Annotated in this window: 13 protein-coding genes; 10 read left to right on the top strand and 3 right to left on the bottom strand. The window is 60.1% G+C overall.

What is annotated here, in order from left to right:
• Positions 1 to 10: 10 nt before the first annotated feature.
• The gene (locus ACGSLL_RS16395; RefSeq protein WP_394507107.1) at positions 11 to 985 is read right to left on the bottom strand and encodes a LysR family transcriptional regulator; all 975 of its coding nucleotides are present in this window, start codon (positions 983 to 985) and stop codon (positions 11 to 13) included.
• 502 nt (positions 986 to 1,487) lie between these two features.
• On the opposite strand from ACGSLL_RS16395, the gene ACGSLL_RS16390 reads away from it, so the two are divergent.
• The 5 genes from ACGSLL_RS16390 to ACGSLL_RS16370 all read left to right on the top strand — a co-directional run bounded on the left by ACGSLL_RS16390 (position 1,488) and on the right by ACGSLL_RS16370 (position 5,700).
• On the top strand, positions 1,488 to 2,138 hold the full coding sequence (locus ACGSLL_RS16390; protein ID WP_203421910.1) for a response regulator transcription factor: 651 nt from the start codon (positions 1,488 to 1,490) through the stop codon (positions 2,136 to 2,138).
• Positions 2,139 to 2,448: 310 nt separating this feature from the next.
• Positions 2,449 to 3,954 (top strand): sensor histidine kinase, encoded by a 1,506-nt coding sequence (locus ACGSLL_RS16385; protein ID WP_258449079.1) that lies wholly within the window; start codon positions 2,449 to 2,451, stop codon positions 3,952 to 3,954.
• A complete protein-coding gene (locus tag ACGSLL_RS16380; protein WP_394507106.1) occupies positions 3,951 to 4,643 on the top strand; it encodes an AraC family transcriptional regulator in 693 nt (230 codons plus the stop codon). The genes ACGSLL_RS16385 and ACGSLL_RS16380 overlap by 4 nt, the downstream gene beginning before the upstream one ends.
• A 78-nt stretch (positions 4,644 to 4,721) precedes the next feature.
• A complete protein-coding gene (locus ACGSLL_RS16375; protein ID WP_394507105.1) occupies positions 4,722 to 5,300 on the top strand; it encodes a hypothetical protein in 579 nt (192 codons plus the stop codon).
• A complete protein-coding gene (locus tag ACGSLL_RS16370) occupies positions 5,293 to 5,700 on the top strand; it encodes a response regulator transcription factor (protein WP_258449076.1) in 408 nt (135 codons plus the stop codon). Before ACGSLL_RS16375 ends, ACGSLL_RS16370 begins: the two co-directional genes overlap by 8 nt.
• A gap of 116 nt (positions 5,701 to 5,816) precedes the next feature.
• Here the strand turns inward: ACGSLL_RS16370 and ACGSLL_RS16365 are convergent, their stop codons facing one another.
• On the bottom strand, positions 5,817 to 6,785 hold the full coding sequence (locus ACGSLL_RS16365; protein WP_394507104.1) for an MBL fold metallo-hydrolase: 969 nt from the start codon (positions 6,783 to 6,785) through the stop codon (positions 5,817 to 5,819).
• A gap of 420 nt (positions 6,786 to 7,205) precedes the next feature.
• Here ACGSLL_RS16365 and ACGSLL_RS16360 point away from each other — a divergent pair, with 420 nt between their 5' ends.
• From ACGSLL_RS16360 to ACGSLL_RS16340, 5 genes are all read left to right on the top strand, one after another.
• Complete coding sequence (locus ACGSLL_RS16360; RefSeq protein ID WP_394507103.1) at positions 7,206 to 7,556, top strand: hypothetical protein; 351 nt, start codon at positions 7,206 to 7,208, stop codon at positions 7,554 to 7,556.
• A 153-nt stretch (positions 7,557 to 7,709) separates the two neighbouring features.
• The gene (locus ACGSLL_RS16355) at positions 7,710 to 8,729 is read left to right on the top strand and encodes a GlxA family transcriptional regulator (protein ID WP_394507102.1); all 1,020 of its coding nucleotides are present in this window, start codon (positions 7,710 to 7,712) and stop codon (positions 8,727 to 8,729) included.
• Between the two features lie 145 nt (positions 8,730 to 8,874).
• Positions 8,875 to 9,249 carry a response regulator gene (locus tag ACGSLL_RS16350; RefSeq protein ID WP_394507101.1) on the top strand — a complete coding sequence of 125 codons (375 nt, stop codon included), beginning with the start codon at positions 8,875 to 8,877 and terminating at the stop codon, positions 9,247 to 9,249.
• A gap of 236 nt (positions 9,250 to 9,485) precedes the next feature.
• Complete coding sequence (locus ACGSLL_RS16345; protein ID WP_394507100.1) at positions 9,486 to 10,688, top strand: NAD(P)/FAD-dependent oxidoreductase; 1,203 nt, start codon at positions 9,486 to 9,488, stop codon at positions 10,686 to 10,688.
• An 18-nt stretch (positions 10,689 to 10,706) separates the two neighbouring features.
• Positions 10,707 to 10,958, top strand: coding sequence for a transmembrane sensor/regulator PpyR (locus ACGSLL_RS16340; protein ID WP_394507143.1), 252 nt, complete (start codon positions 10,707 to 10,709; stop codon positions 10,956 to 10,958).
• 98 nt (positions 10,959 to 11,056) lie between these two features.
• On the opposite strand, the gene ACGSLL_RS16335 is transcribed toward ACGSLL_RS16340, so the two are convergent.
• Positions 11,057 to 16,540: a trifunctional serine/threonine-protein kinase/ATP-binding protein/sensor histidine kinase gene (locus ACGSLL_RS16335; protein ID WP_394507099.1), complete on the bottom strand. Its 5,484-nt coding sequence runs from the start codon at positions 16,538 to 16,540 to the stop codon at positions 11,057 to 11,059.
• Positions 16,541 to 16,889: the final 349 nt, after the last annotated feature.

Genomic DNA, 16,889 nt, shown 5'->3' with positions numbered 1-16,889 from the left:
CCTGATCCGGCTAATACGCCGCCTGCCAAGACTGAGTGCTGTGCCGGAGCGCTGACAATTTCGGCACCACCTGCAACTCGACGGGCGTACTGAGGCAGGCCTGACAACGCGAACGCAACCAGCGCTGGCCGACATCGTTGTGCGCCGCGCCGCGCCAGGCCATGGACAGATTCCGCGTCGGCAGCGGCAATGGGACGGCCTCGGCCCGGATACCTTGGGCCAACGCCATCGCGCGGGCTACATAGTCGGGAACAATGGCGAGCATTTCGCTCTGCGCCAGCAACCTCGGCAATGCGCTGAATTGCGGCACCGTCAACACCACCTTGCGCTGGTGCCCAGACAGGCTCAAAGCCTGATCAGTATCGTCAGCCGCGTTGCCCACCGATGAGACGACGATGTGCGGGCGTTGGCAGAACTCCTGCAGCGTCACTGCCTCGGCGCGGTTGTCGGCACGCAATAGCATCGGCCGGACGGTACGCAGACTTTTGCGTCGCGCACTCGCCGGCAGATCGAGCGTATGGCTGATCCCCAGGGAAATTTCACCATTGAACAGCCGTTGCGACATTTGCTGCTGGTCAACGCGCAGCACGATCAAAGTGATGTTCGGTGCCTCCATGCGCAGTTGCCGAAGCAAACGCGGCAACAGCGCGTACTCGACATCATCGGATAGCCCCACATGAAACGTCGCCTCACTGGTGCCCGGCTCAAATGACTGACAACGGCTCACCGCCGCAGCAATGCCATCCAGCGCCGGTGTCAGATTGGCGAATATGTCCTCCGCTCGCGCCGTCGGCTCCATCACCCTGCCCACTCGAATGAACAACGGATCATCAAATAGCTGACGCAAACGCCCAAGCGCGGCGCTGATCGTCGGTTGGCCGAGGAACAGCTTCTCGCCAACGCGGGTAACACTGCGCTCATGCATCATCGTTTCAAACACCACCAACAGATTCATGTCGACGCGACGCAGATCATTTCTGTTCATGGACTTCACCACCCGGCACGCAGCCATTGAGTATTACCGACAGCGATCAGGTTACGACCCCGGTTGCCAGGCGTCTGTGCTACATCAGGTCAGGATGTTCATGCGTTGGGTGAGCGCTCTGATACTTGAGTATGAAACTGCAGAGACGGCTGAGGTGAACGGTTGTGTGCGCAGCTGATCCCTGTCTCGCATCACCTGCGACTGGCAGTTTTTCCGGGTTTTTTGTCCTAGCCGGTCACGCCGTCGGGCATCTAGCATGCTGAACCGATTTATTCGCTCCTGAAACGAACGACTATCGACGCGTGCGCATGTCTGCGTCTGGAGCATCGACAGCCATCCCGCGCCCGTTACGCTGGCGACCACAGGGAGAAAAGCGCATTGAATGCCTTTGGTCAGGCATCGATTCGCTTTGCAGGATCAGCGCTAAAATCGAGCTGGCGATTTTAGCTCTCGAGTCGGTGTCGCGCAGGCCCGGTCAGTCAAAACCCTGGGAACACAAGCAATGAACAATCATCCCGCCCACAACAGTAATCCTGGCGAGCCGGTGGTCTACATCGTCGACGACGATGCCGGGTTGCGCGAATCGCTCGGGAGCCTGTTGCGCTCGATCGGCCTGCAGGTCGAGCTGTTTGCCTCGGTCGCTGAATTCATGAATCACCCGCGTCCGGACACCGTCAGTTGCCTGGTGCTCGATGTCCGACTGCAGGGCAGCAGCGGCCTGGATTTCCAGAACGAGCTGGCGGCTGCCGGCATCAGCGTACCGATTGTGTTCATCACCGGGCATGGCGATATCGCCATGACCGTGCGCGCGATGAAGGCCGGTGCCGTGGACTTTCTGACCAAACCCTTTCGCGAGCAGGACCTGATCGATGCTGTCTGCGCCGCGCATGCCCGCGACAAGCAGCGTCGCGAGTCCGGACGGCACGCGCAGGAGCTACGTACGCGCCACGCCACGTTGACGCCCCGGGAGCAGACGGTCATGGCGCTGGCGGCTTCCGGTCTGATGAACAAGCAGATCGCGGGAGAGATCGGGCTAAGTGAAATCACCGTGAAGATCCATCGTGGTCAGGCCATGCGCAAGATGGGCGCGCGCTCGTTTGCCGATCTGGTGCGCATGGCCGAGGCCATCGCCGCGCAGTCGGCCAATCGCTGACAGCGCCTGCCCGCGCGGTGCGGCCATGCAACTCAGCGCGGCTAATACCTCGGTATAGCCGCGCCATACCTGGACATGCCTGCATTGACCGAATGTAGCGGTGCCCGACTCCATACCCTTGCCCTACCATCATTTCCCATAACAAGAACGGCCCGGGTGCGGCTCACGCTCGATTCTTGAATGCGTGATACAGCCGCCGCGCAAGAGCAACTCGACACGCTTATTTCTGCGTCATTCTGCCCGTCACTCAGTTTGTCCGGCATCAGCCCCAGGTTGCGTTGCCGTCCGACCGCAAAAACCGGAATAACAAATGTCTATCTACAAACGTCGCGCACAGCTTTTTTGTTCAGACGGCGTTGCCTGGCTGGCAGCCGTTGCCGTGGGCAGCACGATTTTCATTACCCATTCATACCTGGACTTTGATGTAGCACCCACGCTGTTCTATTTCACCCTGCTCTTCATGTCTGCCAACATCTTCCCCGTACCGCTGTTCATCGCTGTGGCCGCAGGATGCATCATCCATCTGACCGTCAGTTTCATCCTCGACGCAGGCTACCGCGACCACGGTTTGATCGGCGCTTTTGTTCGCTGCCTGATCGCCTTGATCACCACCAGCCTGCTTGCGCTGCACAGCAAGCGCGCGAACGAGACGCTGCGACGCAACGCAGCGTTTTTTATCGGTGCGCAGAAACTCAGTCACACCGGCAGCGTTGGTTTCACCCTCGGCGCAGAAAACAACGTCAGCGTGTCGTGGTCAGAGGAATCGTCGCGCATTTTCGAATACCCACCCCTCGTTACGCCCACACTGAAGATGGTCAAGGCCCGGACTCATCCCGATGACCTGCCGCTCATTGACGGTGTTCTGGAACAGGCAGCACGCCATCAGGATCTGATTGAAGTGGAGCATCGGCTGGTCATGCCCGACGGCCGGGTCAAGTTCGTGCAAATGATCGCCAGCCCATTGTTCAAGCACGGTAGCCGTTGCGAATACGTCGGCGCATTGATGGATGTCACGGCCGCCAGGCAAGCGGAAGAGGCGCTGTTTCACTCCCAGGCCACTCTTGCCCATGTGACGCGGTTGAGTTCCATGGGCGAGTTGGCCGCCTCGATCGCTCACGAGATCAATCAACCGCTCGCCGCCGTGATCACCAGCGGCGAATCCTGCAAACGCTGGATCAACCGGCCCGAGCCGAACCTTGAAGAAGCCCGGCGTTCGCTGGATCGGGTCATACAGAACTCTGCACGAGTGTCCGACGTGATCACTTGCATCCGGGCGCTCTCACGGCAGAGCGAAGTACAGCGCAACACCGAGCGCTTCGACGATATCGTCAAGGACTCGCTGACGCTGATGCAGCATGACATCGCTCTGCACGAGGTCCGACCGCATGCACAGCTTGGCGCCCCCGAAGCGTTGATCAAGGGCGACCGGGTGCAACTGCAGCAAGTGATCATCAACCTGATCATCAATGCATGCCAGGCCATGGCCAATGTCCACGACCGGCCCCGCACGCTGCGCATCAGCACCTCGCTGCAGCAAAACGAAGCGGTGCTGCAAATCACCGATTCCGGCGCCGGCATCGCCGAGGACATTCTTCCTTCGTTGTTTGACCCCTTCTTCACCACCAAGCCGACAGGCCTGGGCATGGGCTTGTCGATCTGCCGTTCAATCATCGAATTCCACGGTGGGCACATCTGCGTGGACAGCACCGAAGGGGTCGGCACGCAGTTCCGCTTCACCCTGCCGCTGCATGACGTCAGACACGAACCCTGCGCGTTTCCAACCCCGTCAACCGTATACAAAGGCCTGGAACAGTGACTACTTCGCACGACACACCACAGGCAACACCGGGTAAACCGCGCAGCGTCATTTTCGTCGCGTATCCGCAAATGGGTCTGCTTGACATGAGCGGCGCCCAGACGGTGTTCTGGGCCGCGACCCGACGTCTGGCTGACCTCGGCCTGCCCGGCTACACGCTGCATACCGCGAGCCTGCGAGGGGGGCCGATACGCACCGCCGAAGGCCTTACGGTGCAAACGATTCGTCTGGGAGACCTGACACTGGAGCCGATGCACACGTTGATCGTCCCAGGCTCGCCGTACATTCGCCAGGCCTTGGTGGACAGTTCGCCGCTGGTGGAGTGGTTGCACAAGGCGTATTCCAGGGTCGAACGGAGCACCTCCGTATGCAGCGGTGCGTTTTTTCTCGCACGGGCCGGGTTGCTCGACGGCCTGCGGGTGGCGACTCACTGGGCCATGGCGGATCAGTTCGAGCGCCTGTTCCCACAGGTCGAACTGGATCGTGAAGCGATCTTTGTCGAGCAGGGCCCGGTATGGACCTCGGCGGGCGTCAGCGCGGGGATAGACCTGTCTCTGGCACTGGTCGAGGCGGACCACGGCCGCGAAGTAGCCATGCAGGTGGCCAGGCGCCTGGTGGTGTACTACCGGCGCCCGGACAATCAGGCGCAATGGAACCCGTTACTGCAGTCGCAATATTCAACGCAGTAACCGCATGCCCATACTCGGGTATGACGGTCATGCCCCCAGGTACTAGCACACCGTCTCCACGTAGGAGTGTTATCGAGCGTGGCGGGACTTAAGCTGGCCTTCCCTACCGCGCCGCAGCGCCAGCCTGAGACGGTTGTCATGAATGCACCTCAAACGCTTTACCAGCTCCGCCACTCGTTTCGCATCAGTCGATACGGTGCTCACACATCCTTATCCACTGCCGAGCGCATCGACGTCCTCGAAGTACTGGCGCAAATGTCTGGCACGACGCAGAGCCTTCAGGCGCAGTTCGATTACCTCAAGCAGATGCTGCGCAATGTCAGTTTTCTGCCTGTGCGGCAGCTGTTTCAACAACTGGCCGGCACCACCTCTGACCATGCCCGGTTCCTCGCCATCAGTATCGTTGACTTGGGTGGCTACGTAGAACCTGCAGGGCTGTACCGCTTCAACGAAATTGCACACAGCCATTTTGCCGATTACCTGACGGAGATAAAGCGGAGTACGAGCCGGCTGCAGGCTGAAGTTAACGGTTTACGTGCCCATCAACAAAGTGCCGCAGCCAACAACGATCTGGCGAGCAAGAGACTTTTTCAAGAGTGCGTGCGCCGTCATGCGCGACTTCTGCATTTGATCAGCAGTCACTTGCTCCATGAATAATCGGGACAACGACATCAGGTTCGCCATGCTTGACTCCGCTGTTATTGCCGTCGTTGATGACGATGAACTTATTCTCGTATCACTGGGAAGTCTGTTGCGATCTTGCGGTTATACCGTGAACACGTATAACAGCGGGCTTGCGTTTCTGCAGTCCGGCGGCGCGGCGCATACCGACTGCCTGATATCGGATATTCAAATGCCTGGCATGTGCGGAGTGGAGTTGTACGAGGCGCTGGCAGCAAAGAGCGTGCATATCCCTACCCTGTTCATCACAGGAAGGCCGGGGCCGCCGCCGCAGTTCAGTGCCCGGGTCAGAAGGCCGGAAGGCTATTTTTCCAAGCCGTTCGATACCCAGGCGCTGTTAGCCTGTATCGATCGAGCATTGCAGCGCCGGCGCTGAACACGCCAATCCGTTTCCGTACGACAATTGCGCACGCAGCGTGCGTTTGATCCAGCTTCAGGCAGGGTCAAACGCACGCCGCGTATCGGCGTCGCTACAGGTTGCGTATGGGCGACTCAGTAATCCCAGAACGCGGCGATCCAGCGAAACGCATCCCCATCAACGGCCACGCGTCCCACCGATGGGAACGGCAAATGAGTCGCAACAAACCATTCGCCGCTGGCTGCGGCTTCACGCATCAGGCGCACCCGCACACGCACCGATTCCTCGGGGTCGTGCTCGAAGCCGTTGTGCCAATCGGGGTGTTCAAAGGCTACGGGAAACAGCGCATCGCCAGCGAAGGTCAGACGTTCGCCGCCGGAGTTCACGTAGACCACGCTATGCCCGGGCGTGTGGCCACCGGTGAGTTTCACCACTACACCCGGTGCCACCTGGTATTCATCATCAAAGGTTCGCACTTTGCTGCGATAGGTATCGATGAATTGTCTGGCGGTTGCGCGCAACACGTCAGGCACTGGCGACGGCATGACGGTCTGGGTGAAATCCGGCGTTTCCCAGAACGCCACTTCAGTGGCCGAAACATGGATGCGCACGTCTGGACGCAAGCGGTTTTTCACCTCATCGACGAGCAAGCCGCCGACGTGATCCATGTGCATGTGAGTGACCACCACGTCCGTCACCGAGCCAAGATCGATGCCGGCCGCCTCCAGTCGCTTGGGCAGTTGACCGGCACGGGGAAAGCCCGGGAACTGCCCGCCCAGCCCGGCATCGACCAGGATGATCTGCTCGCCGCTGCGCACCACCAGAACATTCAGCGCCCAGTCGAATGCGTCCGGGCCCAGGTACATCTCTTTGAACCAGGCCGCGCGAGCAGCCGGATCGGCATTGGTCGACATGGTTGACGTGGGTAGCGGCAGCACACCGTCGCTGATCACCACCACATCAATATCGCCGACCCGCAATGCATAGCGTGAAGGCACCAGTTCCTGCACGCCGCCGAAGGTCGACCCTACCGGCTGACGAGAAGCCGCCTGTTGGTCGCTGCCGGGTTGATGGGCAAGGGAATGGTTCAGATACGTTGACATGATCGCGCTCCTGTTTGAGTGATACGGCAAAACACCGGGCCAATGCCCATGTTTGAAGAGAGCGCCTGCAAGCGCTCCTTGCCCAGGAGTGTGCACCGCGACCACACCCGCAAGAACCATACGCGGGTATAGGAGAAACGCCTGTTCAGTTCATTCAACCAGTATCGAGGCGGTGGCGAGCCATACCAATGTATAAGCGCCAGCCCTGCGCCAACCCTAACAGTTGCGCTCTACCCGTCCGGCTCGCTGCACCGGGAAACTTCACTTGCGAGTGACAGCGTTCCTTATCCATACCTGAGCATAAGTGCCTCATACCCATAGACGTACCGCAGCAACCCATTGCATGAGTGTGGATTTTTCCTGTCGCCTTAAAATCCATGGTGCCGTTGAACTTCCACATTCGATAAATGGGTGAACTCAATGAAACTTGCAAATCTGCTGTTCAGCTTTACCTTGATGACCGCCATCGGCTCTCAGTCATCGATCAGCTACGCCGCCGAAGTGCGCAATGGCGGCCGCCCCGAGGGCGATCGAAACGCACCGACGCCGCTGCTCCAGTACACGCTCCAAAAGGCTCCAGAACAGAGCATCGCCGAGGGCGGTGCCGACCGTTTGCATGAACGAGGACTGGCCGCCGATGGTTCCGATCATCTCAAGCAAAACCGCATGGCTGAAGGAGGGTCGGATCGCTTGCTGGAAAACCGCGTAGCGGACAATGGCAACGTCAATGCCTATCGGGCCGTGCCTGGTTTCTGCATGGCCTGTCGCTGAGTGCTCGCCCTCTTCCTCACGCTTGCAGATTGTTCGCGTCGTCAGGAGGAGGTTTTACCCAAGCTGCGGCGGCTGGCGCGCTCGGAATTTATGCCTTATAACCGTCAAGCCGCGCCCTTGCCTGCCTTGGCCACACCAGAACTTCAACGACTCATGAACTCGATTCTTGCCGACACACACTCACTTGACCCTCTAAATGCGCATCCGCGCGCTGTGGTGTTCGTGGCGTATCCGCAAATGGGTCTGCTGGATCTGACCGGCGCACAGACCGTGTTCTGGTCCGCCTCGAAAATCATGACGCTACGCGGTCTGTCGGGCTACAGCCTGCACACGGCGAGCCTGGCGGGCGGGTTGATCGCCACCGCCGAAGGCCTTGCGGTTCAGACCAGCGCATTGAGTCAGTTCGACGACGCCTGCATCGATTCGCTGATCGTGCCCGGCGCGCCGAATATTCGTCAGGCACTGGCCGACAACGCCGCGTTGATTGACTGGGTGCGCCTGACATCGGTCAAGGCCAGGCGTGTCGCCTCGGTATGCAGCGGCACGTTCCTGTTGGCCGCCGCCGGCTTGCTTGACGGTCTGCGAGCAACCACGCACTGGGCGATGTGCGACATGCTGAAAAACGGCTTCCCGACCATCAATGTCGACCTTGATGCCATCTTTATCCAGCAAGGCACGCTGTGGACCTCGGCGGGCGTGACCACCGGCATCGACATGGCACTGGCGCTGGTCGAAGCCGATTGCGGGCGCGACGTAGCCCTGGAGGTCGCGCGGGAACTGGTGGTATTTCTCAAGCGGCCCGGCGGTCAGGCGCAATTCAGCCAGGTGCTGCAATCGCAGACCAACGATCGCGGCGACTTCGATGGCCTGCACGCGTGGCTGAGCGAGCACCTCGGCGACCCCCGCCTGACGGTCGAAGCCATGGCCCGCCAGGCGCAAATGAGCCCGCGCAACTTCGCCCGCGTCTACAAGCACAAGGTCGGCCGGACCCCTGCAAAGGCTTTGGAACTGCTGCGCCTTGAAGCGGCGCGACGCTTGCTCGAGGACTCTGAGCGCAACATTGATCAAATCGCCGGATTGTGCGGCTTCGGTGATGAAGAGCGCATGCGCGCGGCCTTTCTCCGTCACCTGACGATCACGCCGCGTAACTATCGCAGTCGATTCTCGCGCTGACGACTCGCTGGCGGCCACCGCCAGCGAATGAAAGTTCACGCGGATTTCTATACACACGTATAAGTACACGGCCCTTGAGAGCGGCGTATCTTGCCGACATGGCGGGCGTCCTTGCTGGGCTACCCGAGAGAGCCCAGGGAAAGAAATGGCCCACACTGCTGTTGTTTCGGTTGTCGATGATGACGAGTCCGTGCGCATGGCGCTGGACAGTCTGCTGCGGTCCAACGGCTACACCGTACAACTGTTCGCCACGGCTGAGGCATTTCTGGCGTCTGCGGCCGCGCCAGACACCCGCTGCCTGATCTCGGATATCCAGATGCCCGGCCTGTCCGGGATTCAAATGCATGACCAGCTCTGCGCCCGAGGGCTGCATATTCCGGTCATTTTCATTACTGGCTTTCAAGGATCGCCGCCCCAGGTCAGTGCGCAATCGGCGCCACCGGTGGCCTGGTTTCCCAAGCCGTTTCCCTGTGGCGAACTCCTCAACTGCATCGACGCCGTCGTCAATCGCCCCGACTGACCGCCGCAACGGCCTCCTATACCCCGGTATACCCGGCTCACACTCAGGCATGGCGCCGCTGACCCTAGGTAGAAGTGTCACGCGCGCCCTGTCCCGATAGCATCATCGACAGCGAATCGAACCGCCACGCGTACCGCGATGATTGATCGCAGCCAATGCATTCCGAGGGCCAGACGATGGTCCGGCTCGAAGCGACAGCCCCATCAACGATTCATTTTTTCTTCAGGAGTCATCCGATGAAACAGCACATTCTGGTTATTGGCGCAGGATTTGGTGGAGTCTGGAGCGCCCTGGGCGCCGCCCGCCTGTTGGACCAGCATGATCGTAACGACGTACTGATCAGCGTGCTCGCTCCTCAGGCGGAGCTGCGCATCCGTCCGCGCTTCTACGAGCCGGATGTACACACCATGGCGGCGCCGCTGGGCGAGTTGTTCGACGCCGTCGGGGTGAAGTTCGTCAAAGGTGTTGCGGACACTATCGACACCGAAAACAGGCAGGTCACCTACAGCGATGCCAGCGGTACACAGGGCACGCTGAGCTATGACCGCCTGGTTCTGGCGGCCGGCAGCCGGGTCATCCGTCCGGCACTGGAGGGCATGATCGAGCACGCTTTCGATGTCGATCAGATTGAAGAAGCCACGCGCCTGGAAGCCCACATCAAGTCATTGAGCAACCTGCCGCCGAGTGCGGCGCGCAACACCGTAGTGGTGGCTGGCGGTGGCTTTACGGGGATCGAAACAGCCACCGAGATGCCGGCTCGCTTGCGCGCCGCATTGGGTGACGACGCGAAAATCCGCGTGGTCGTGGTAGACCGCGCGCCACAGATCGCTGCGTCACTGGGCGACGGCATCCGCCCTGCGATTGTCGAAGCTTCGAAAGAACTGGGCGTGGAATGGATCGTCAACGCCTCGGTCGTGTCGGTCGACGCAGGGGGCGTGACCCTCGCCGATGGTCAGCGCATTGAAGCCAGCACGGTGATCTGGACCGTTGGTTTCCGCGCCAGCCCGCTCACCGAACAGGTTGCAGGCACACGTGACCTGCAAGGCCGACTGCATGTTGACGGCCACCTGAAAGTATTGGGCCACAAGGATGTCTTCGCCGCCGGTGACACCGCGTACGCCGCCACCGATACGGTTGGCAATTTTGCCGCGATGTCCTGCCAGCACGCGATCAGCCTGGGCCGTTATGCCGGCAACAACGTCGCAGCAGACTTGCTGGGCATCGAACCGATGACCTACAGCCAGCCCAAGTATGTCACCTGTCTGGACCTGGGGGCCTGGGGCGCTGTGTACACCGAGGGTTGGGATCGTCAGCTGAAACTGGTCGGGCAAGAAGCGAAGGACCTCAAGACCCAGATCAACACAGTCTGGATCTACCCGCCGGCCGCTGATCGCGCTGCTGCGCTGGCCGCCGCCGACCCATCGATTCCTGTGGCGTGAGTGGTTGGCATGATCAGCCTGTATGGCTTTTTCGACAGTGCGCAGCGTGTGTTGAAGTTGTCGCATGTATTGCTGTTCGGCGGCTTGATCATGCTTGTCGTCGGGATTGTCCTCGCCTATTGGCTCGATGCGTATCTACGCCTTGGGCAACTGGTGGCCGCGCATGCTCTGACGATCCTTGGACCGACCGCGATCAAACTCGGCTACGTCATGCGCTTATTGAGTTGCAATCGTCTGCGCCTGGCATCGAGCTCCGCTGCCAGCGCCTGACTTGAGGTTTCGTCCCTGACCGGCACGGCGCTCTCCTTGTTGTGCCGGCACTTCCCGAACGCCCGCCATTGATGTTTTGGCCGGGCGTTTTTTTATTGTCAGAGTGGCGCCTCTGCGGGCAGCACGAACTGGACTACAGCGCCACACGGCTGGTTGGCGCAAGCCCAGAGCTGCCCCCCATGCACCTCGATGGTCGAACGACAAATCGCCAGGCCCATGCCCAAACCACTGGGTTTGGTGGTGTAGAACGGCGTGAACAAGCGCTCGTTCGACTGTGAACCGAACCCCGGTCCAGAGTCGCTGACACTCACCCTGACCTGCCCCGCTTCGTCGTACTGAGTGCAAATGCGCAACTCGCGACGGCCCGCGCCCATGCCGCTCATGGCTTCCAGTGCGTTCATCATGAGGTTGAGTACGACTTGCTGCAGCTCGACCCGATCGCCATTGACGGCGGGCAAATCGTCACGCATGTCGACATGGATCACAACGGCACTTTTGTCGGCCTGACCGCGAGTGATTTCAATGACTTCGCTGATCACGTCATTGAGATTCACCGGCTCCCTGGGCTGCGGCGCTTTGCGTATGAGACCACGGATGCGCGCCAGCACTTCACTGCCGCGATTGGCATCCTTGACGATACGCTCCAGACACAGGCGCACTTCCTCGACATTCGCCGGCTGCGCCGCCAGCCAGCGCACCGCCGCTTGTGCACTGGCCAGTGTCGAGGCCAGTGGCTGGCTGACTTCATGCGCAATCGATGCAGCGAGCTGGCCCATCGTGGCTACACGACAGGCGTGCGCCAGTTCCGTTTGAATCTCGCGATAGCGCTGTTCGCCTTCACGGTGTTGTGCTTCGGCCTGCTTGCGTTCGGTCAGGTCCAGAACGAACGCCACACCATTGGCTGGCGCGCTTTCGAGCAGAGCCAGACCGACAAGCACTGGCAGGCGGCTGCCATCTTTGCGCAAGTATTGCTTCTCGAAGGGGGCTGCGCGTCCCGTGGCGAGTGCTTGCGCGAGCGCGTTTTCACTCATGTGCAAAAATTCCGGCGGGGTCATATTCCGCCAGCGTACCCGGCCGCGCAACAAATCTTCACGCTCGTAGCCAACCATGCGCAGAAACGCGTCGTTGGCCTCCATTACCTCGCCTTGGGCCGTCCAGAACAGAATGCCGATAATATCGGCATCGACCAATCTACGGATTTTCGCTTCGCGCATTTCGATATCGCGGTACAGACGCGCATTGACCAGCGAGATCGCGGCCTGCGAGGCCACAAGTTTCAGCGCGGCGATCCGCGTGGGGCTGAATACCCGTGGTGCCAGATTGTTTTCCAGGTACAGGGCGCCTATCAGTTGCGCCTGATGCAACAGCGGCAGGCACAGCACCGACCGGGCGTGATGCTCACGAACGTACGGGTCGGCGGCAAACGGCGGTTCGTGCAAGGCGTCATCAAGGAACAGGTTCTCCTCGGTTCGCAGGACATGTAACAGAATCGACTGAGGAATCAGCGTGGCACTGACCGGCTCATCGCGCAGGGACAACTGCGTCACGTCATCACGGGTCGTTGCCTGGGCCGCGATGCGTTGCTCGCCGGCCTCAAGCAGAATCAACACACCGCGCTCGGCGCCCGCCTGTTCGATCGCCGTGCGCATGACCATTTCGATCAGCTTCTCCAGAACGATTTCACTGGAGGCCGCTTGAGACACCTTCAGCACCGTGGCCATATCGAGCTGTTCCACGGGGGTAGCGATCGTACTGGTCGGGCCGGGCAACGGCGTTTCCGCCTGCAAAAATACATGGCTGGCTTCCAGTTGCCGGACCTTGCCGTCGGCGCCCCAGCGCTGATAGGCATAACGCGCGTCCTGAAGGTACATCCTCGCAATCTTCGTCAGGCAACGTTCGGCATAAAAGCGCGCCGCCAGTTCGTTGGCCAGCGCCTCGATGTGCACAAACCCGCTGTCCTGGGCCAAATGAATCGCCGTTTCGTAGTATTGCTCGGCTTGCAGCGCTCGCCCTTCGATGCGGGCTATTTCGGCCCCCAAAAGCATCGCGTGGCTGGCGTAATTCTGCTTACACAGGTCGGCCCACGCTTGTAGTTGCTGATGGTGAGCGGCGATCAGCTCCAGTTCAGCTTGCCGATGGGTTTTTGGCGCGATGCTGCACCGGGCAGCCGTGGTCAAGGCGCTGTAGAACACGTACTCGGCTTCTTCAATAAACGCGTGTGAGGCGCGCAACAGCTGCCGCGCGGCGTTCCCGGCCCGAGTCGCCGCTGCGTAGTCGCCGGCAAAGTAACGCGCTTGCAACGTGCGAATCGAGCGCCAGCAGGCCGAGACCAACGATGTTCCGTTGCGCAGATTGTGCACATCGCCAGGGGCTGATCGCTCGGATTCGAGACTTCCGAAGAGTTGCGTCTGGCCTCGGAGCATCTGGATGAACGCCAACTGCGTTTCGATAAAGTCGATGCCCACGGCGAAGCCGATTTTGCGGGCATAGGCCAAACCGCTTTCAGCTTCTGCCTGCACCTCGGCCAAGGGCTCGCCAGCGGCCAGCATGTTCGATACCAAACTGTTACCGGCAAAAGCGCCTACCGGCAGATCACCGGTTCGGTTGGCAACTTCGAATACCTGACGCAACGGCCCGTGACAGCTGCGCACCGGCTGCACCCAGCGCTGGGCAAACAGCAAAAAAGCCAGTTGCGTGCGCGCCTGATAACGCTCCAGACCGCGCAGCTCCACCAATCGACAGCCCAACTCAGCAAACGCCAGGCCGGCCGGGTAATCGGCAAAACGCCGGCCGGCAATCCGCGACACGTTGGCATAGGCCACACAAGACGCATCGCTGTTGCCGAACTCGATGCTCAGGTTGATGGCCCTGCCTATCGCCAGACCCGGCAGGTTCCCATCCATGTGCAACGCTGCGACTATCAGCTTGGTCAGCGCTTCGAGCGCCGCCAGGGCAGTGGCGTCCTGCATGGGTGCCAGATCGATCAACGATCCGATACTGCGACTGCCGAGCTGCCGGCCGATACGCAGGTATTCGTCACGCACCACATCGTCCGAAGGATGAGGCGGCCAGTCGATGCCCAGATGGCGCAGAAATCCCAGACACACCGCCACCGCGTTCTCGCTTTGGTCCAGAATCAGGTAAAGATCGACTTGCAGACATGCCACCTGCGTACGCTCCTCTACGGTGACGGCGCACTCGGACAACCGCTGCAGACGTGCTTCGGCGGCGCGCAGTTGCCGGGTGAGGAATTCACACAAGGCCTTGCCGTACTCAAGGGCGAAGATCAACTTTGCATGCGGGTCCCGACAGCCCGGAGCGAGCAACTCCGCGCCAAGGGAGTAATACTTCAGCGCCGAGGCATACGCGGTAGATGCCCTGGCGCGCTCGCCGGCCAGCCAATTGAGCTGCGCCAGTTGTACGCGCTCCGACTGCTGATCCATTAACGGCGCACCGCGATTGAGCTGACCGACGATTTCGAAAATCGCCTCGGCGCGTTTGTGCTCCGGTGTCTGTTCCAGCAGCAAACGGCCAATCCGTAAATGCTTTTGCGCCCGCACGTTCGGTGCAATCAATCTATAAGCCGCTTCCTGAATCCGGTCATGGGCAAATCCGTAGGCGTCGTCTCGATGAATGATCAATTCACCCTGGATAGCGGCCCACAGCGCCGAATGGACCTGCGGCACAGGCATGGCAAGCAGAGAAGACAGGCTGTCAACGCCTGCGGTATCCCCCAGACATGCCAATGCCTGCAGCGCCTGCTGAGTGGCCGGTGGCAACTGCACGAGTTTACCGACCATCAGGTCAACAACATTGTCGGTATAGCCTTGAGCATGAATGAGCTGGGCGTCCCAGTGCCAGCGTCTGTCCTCATGGCGGAAAACAAGCAGGCCTTTCTCGACGAGGGTTTGCAAGAACCGAATGACAAAGAACGGATTGCCCAGGGTTCGCTCAAGCACCAGCTGCGCGAGTGTCGCAATGGACGTTTGTTCTGCGTGCATCGCGTCAACCAGCAACGCTTCGACATGTGCAGTGGCGAGCGGCGCCAGAACTATCTCCTGCACTCTGCCGCCTGCCGCTCTGATTGATAGCAGCCTGGCGGTCAAGGGGTGCGCGGCATCGACTTCATTGCTGCGATAGGCCCCGATCAATAACAAATGAGCCATCCGCGAGCGCGTCAACAGTTCCTCGAGCAAATTCAGCGTCGCGCCATCCAGCCATTGCAGATCATCCAGAAAGAGCACGAGCGGATGTTCGCGTCGCGCAAACACACCGATGAAACTGCGTAAAACCTTCAAAAACCGTCGTTGCGCCAGAACAGGCTCCAGGTCAGCCAGCGCCGGGGGCTCACCCATGATCAACTTCAGTTCAGGGATCAGGTCCGTCATCAATCGCGCATCGGCACCGAGCGCGGCCCGCAGAGCGTCGCGCCAGATGCCGATCTGCGCATCGCTCTCGCTCAATAATGTACGCACCAACCCTTGAAAGGCTTGCACCAATGTTGCGTAGGGCACGTCGCGTTTGTATTGATCGAACTTGCCGCCGGCAAATAGCCCGTTTGCCGGGACCAGCGCGCGATGCAATTCGTTGACGACAGAGGATTTGCCGATTCCCGAATAGCCACAGACCAACAACAGCTCAGGCTGCCCGTTGTCGGCGATGCGCGTGAACGCATTGACCAGCGTCTTGACTTCGGCGTCGCGCCCATAGAGCTTCTCGGGTATCGACAAGCGGCCGAATGTGCCTCGTTCGTCCAGGGCAAACGGGTTGATGTGCCGTTGCTGTTGCCACTGCGTCATGCAACGTCGAAGGTCCTCTTCGAGACCTGTGGCGGACTGGTAACGCTCCTCGGCAGTTTTCGCCAGCAACTTCATGACGATGCACGAAAGCACTGGCGGCACGGTGGCGACCCGCGCGCTCGGCGCCATGGGCGTACGCGCGATATGGCAGTGCAGCCACTCCATTGGCTCGGTAGCGTTGAATGGCAGCGATCCGGTGAGCATCTGGTAGAGCGTGACGCCGAAGGCGTAAAGGTCGCTGCGTGAATCGACCGACCGGTTCATTCGCCCGGTCTGCTCGGGCGCCATATAGGCCAGGGTCCCGGCGAGTACTTGCGGCGATTGCACGCTCTGCCGTTCACGTGGCAGACACGAAGCCAGGCCGAAGCCGGTAAGCCGTGCCTGCCCATCATGGCAGTCGACGAGAATATGCGCAGGTTTGATGTCTTTGTGAATCAGGCCGCAGCCGTGCATTTCGCCCAGCGCTTGCGCAATGCTGATCGATATCTGCAGGAACGTTTCGATCGCCATCGGCGCACTGAGCAACTCAGCAAGTACCACACCGCCGGGATCCTCATAGATCAGTTGCGCTCGACCATTGTCGTGCAGCAGCTCTGCAGGACGTATCGCCCACCGTTTGTCGAGTTGATCTTTCAGTGAGTACTCGTGAGCCAACCGATCAAGACTGGAGCGACCCGGCTGCCCAGCCGAGGTTGACGCTACGAGAACTGCAACAGCGCCAGCATCCGACGCTCGTCTACCGCGACAGAACACGCGTTCCGCGTCACTCCAAAGAACCTGCATGCCTTGATTCATAGCGTTCGCAGCCGTTGGTAAACGTTTGATCATCAAGCCCCCTGCCACTTCCACCACAACGCAACGTAGCCAGCAGCGGCCGGAGAAGAAAAACGACTGAAAATCTTCGCAGTAAAACCGAAACCCGACAATCAACCATAGGTGTTAATGCAGGCACTTACCGCGATGAATGGGATTGGATTTCCTCCTTGAACCGTCTCCTTTCAGCGACGCCGGGCAGCACTCGATCACTTCGACGTTCGATAGCAAGCGCACGAAATTGCATGCAATCAAAAAACCGCACTTGACGCGTCATACGCAGATGCCCCGGTTTTCCTGTACAGCTCCTGTCTCTCCG

Source organism: Pseudomonas retamae (assembly GCF_043496865.1).
Classification (GTDB): Bacteria; Pseudomonadota; Gammaproteobacteria; order Pseudomonadales; family Pseudomonadaceae; genus Aquipseudomonas; species Aquipseudomonas retamae.
Note: the sequence above shows the minus strand (reverse complement) of the source record. Positions and strands in the feature narration are given on the sequence as shown.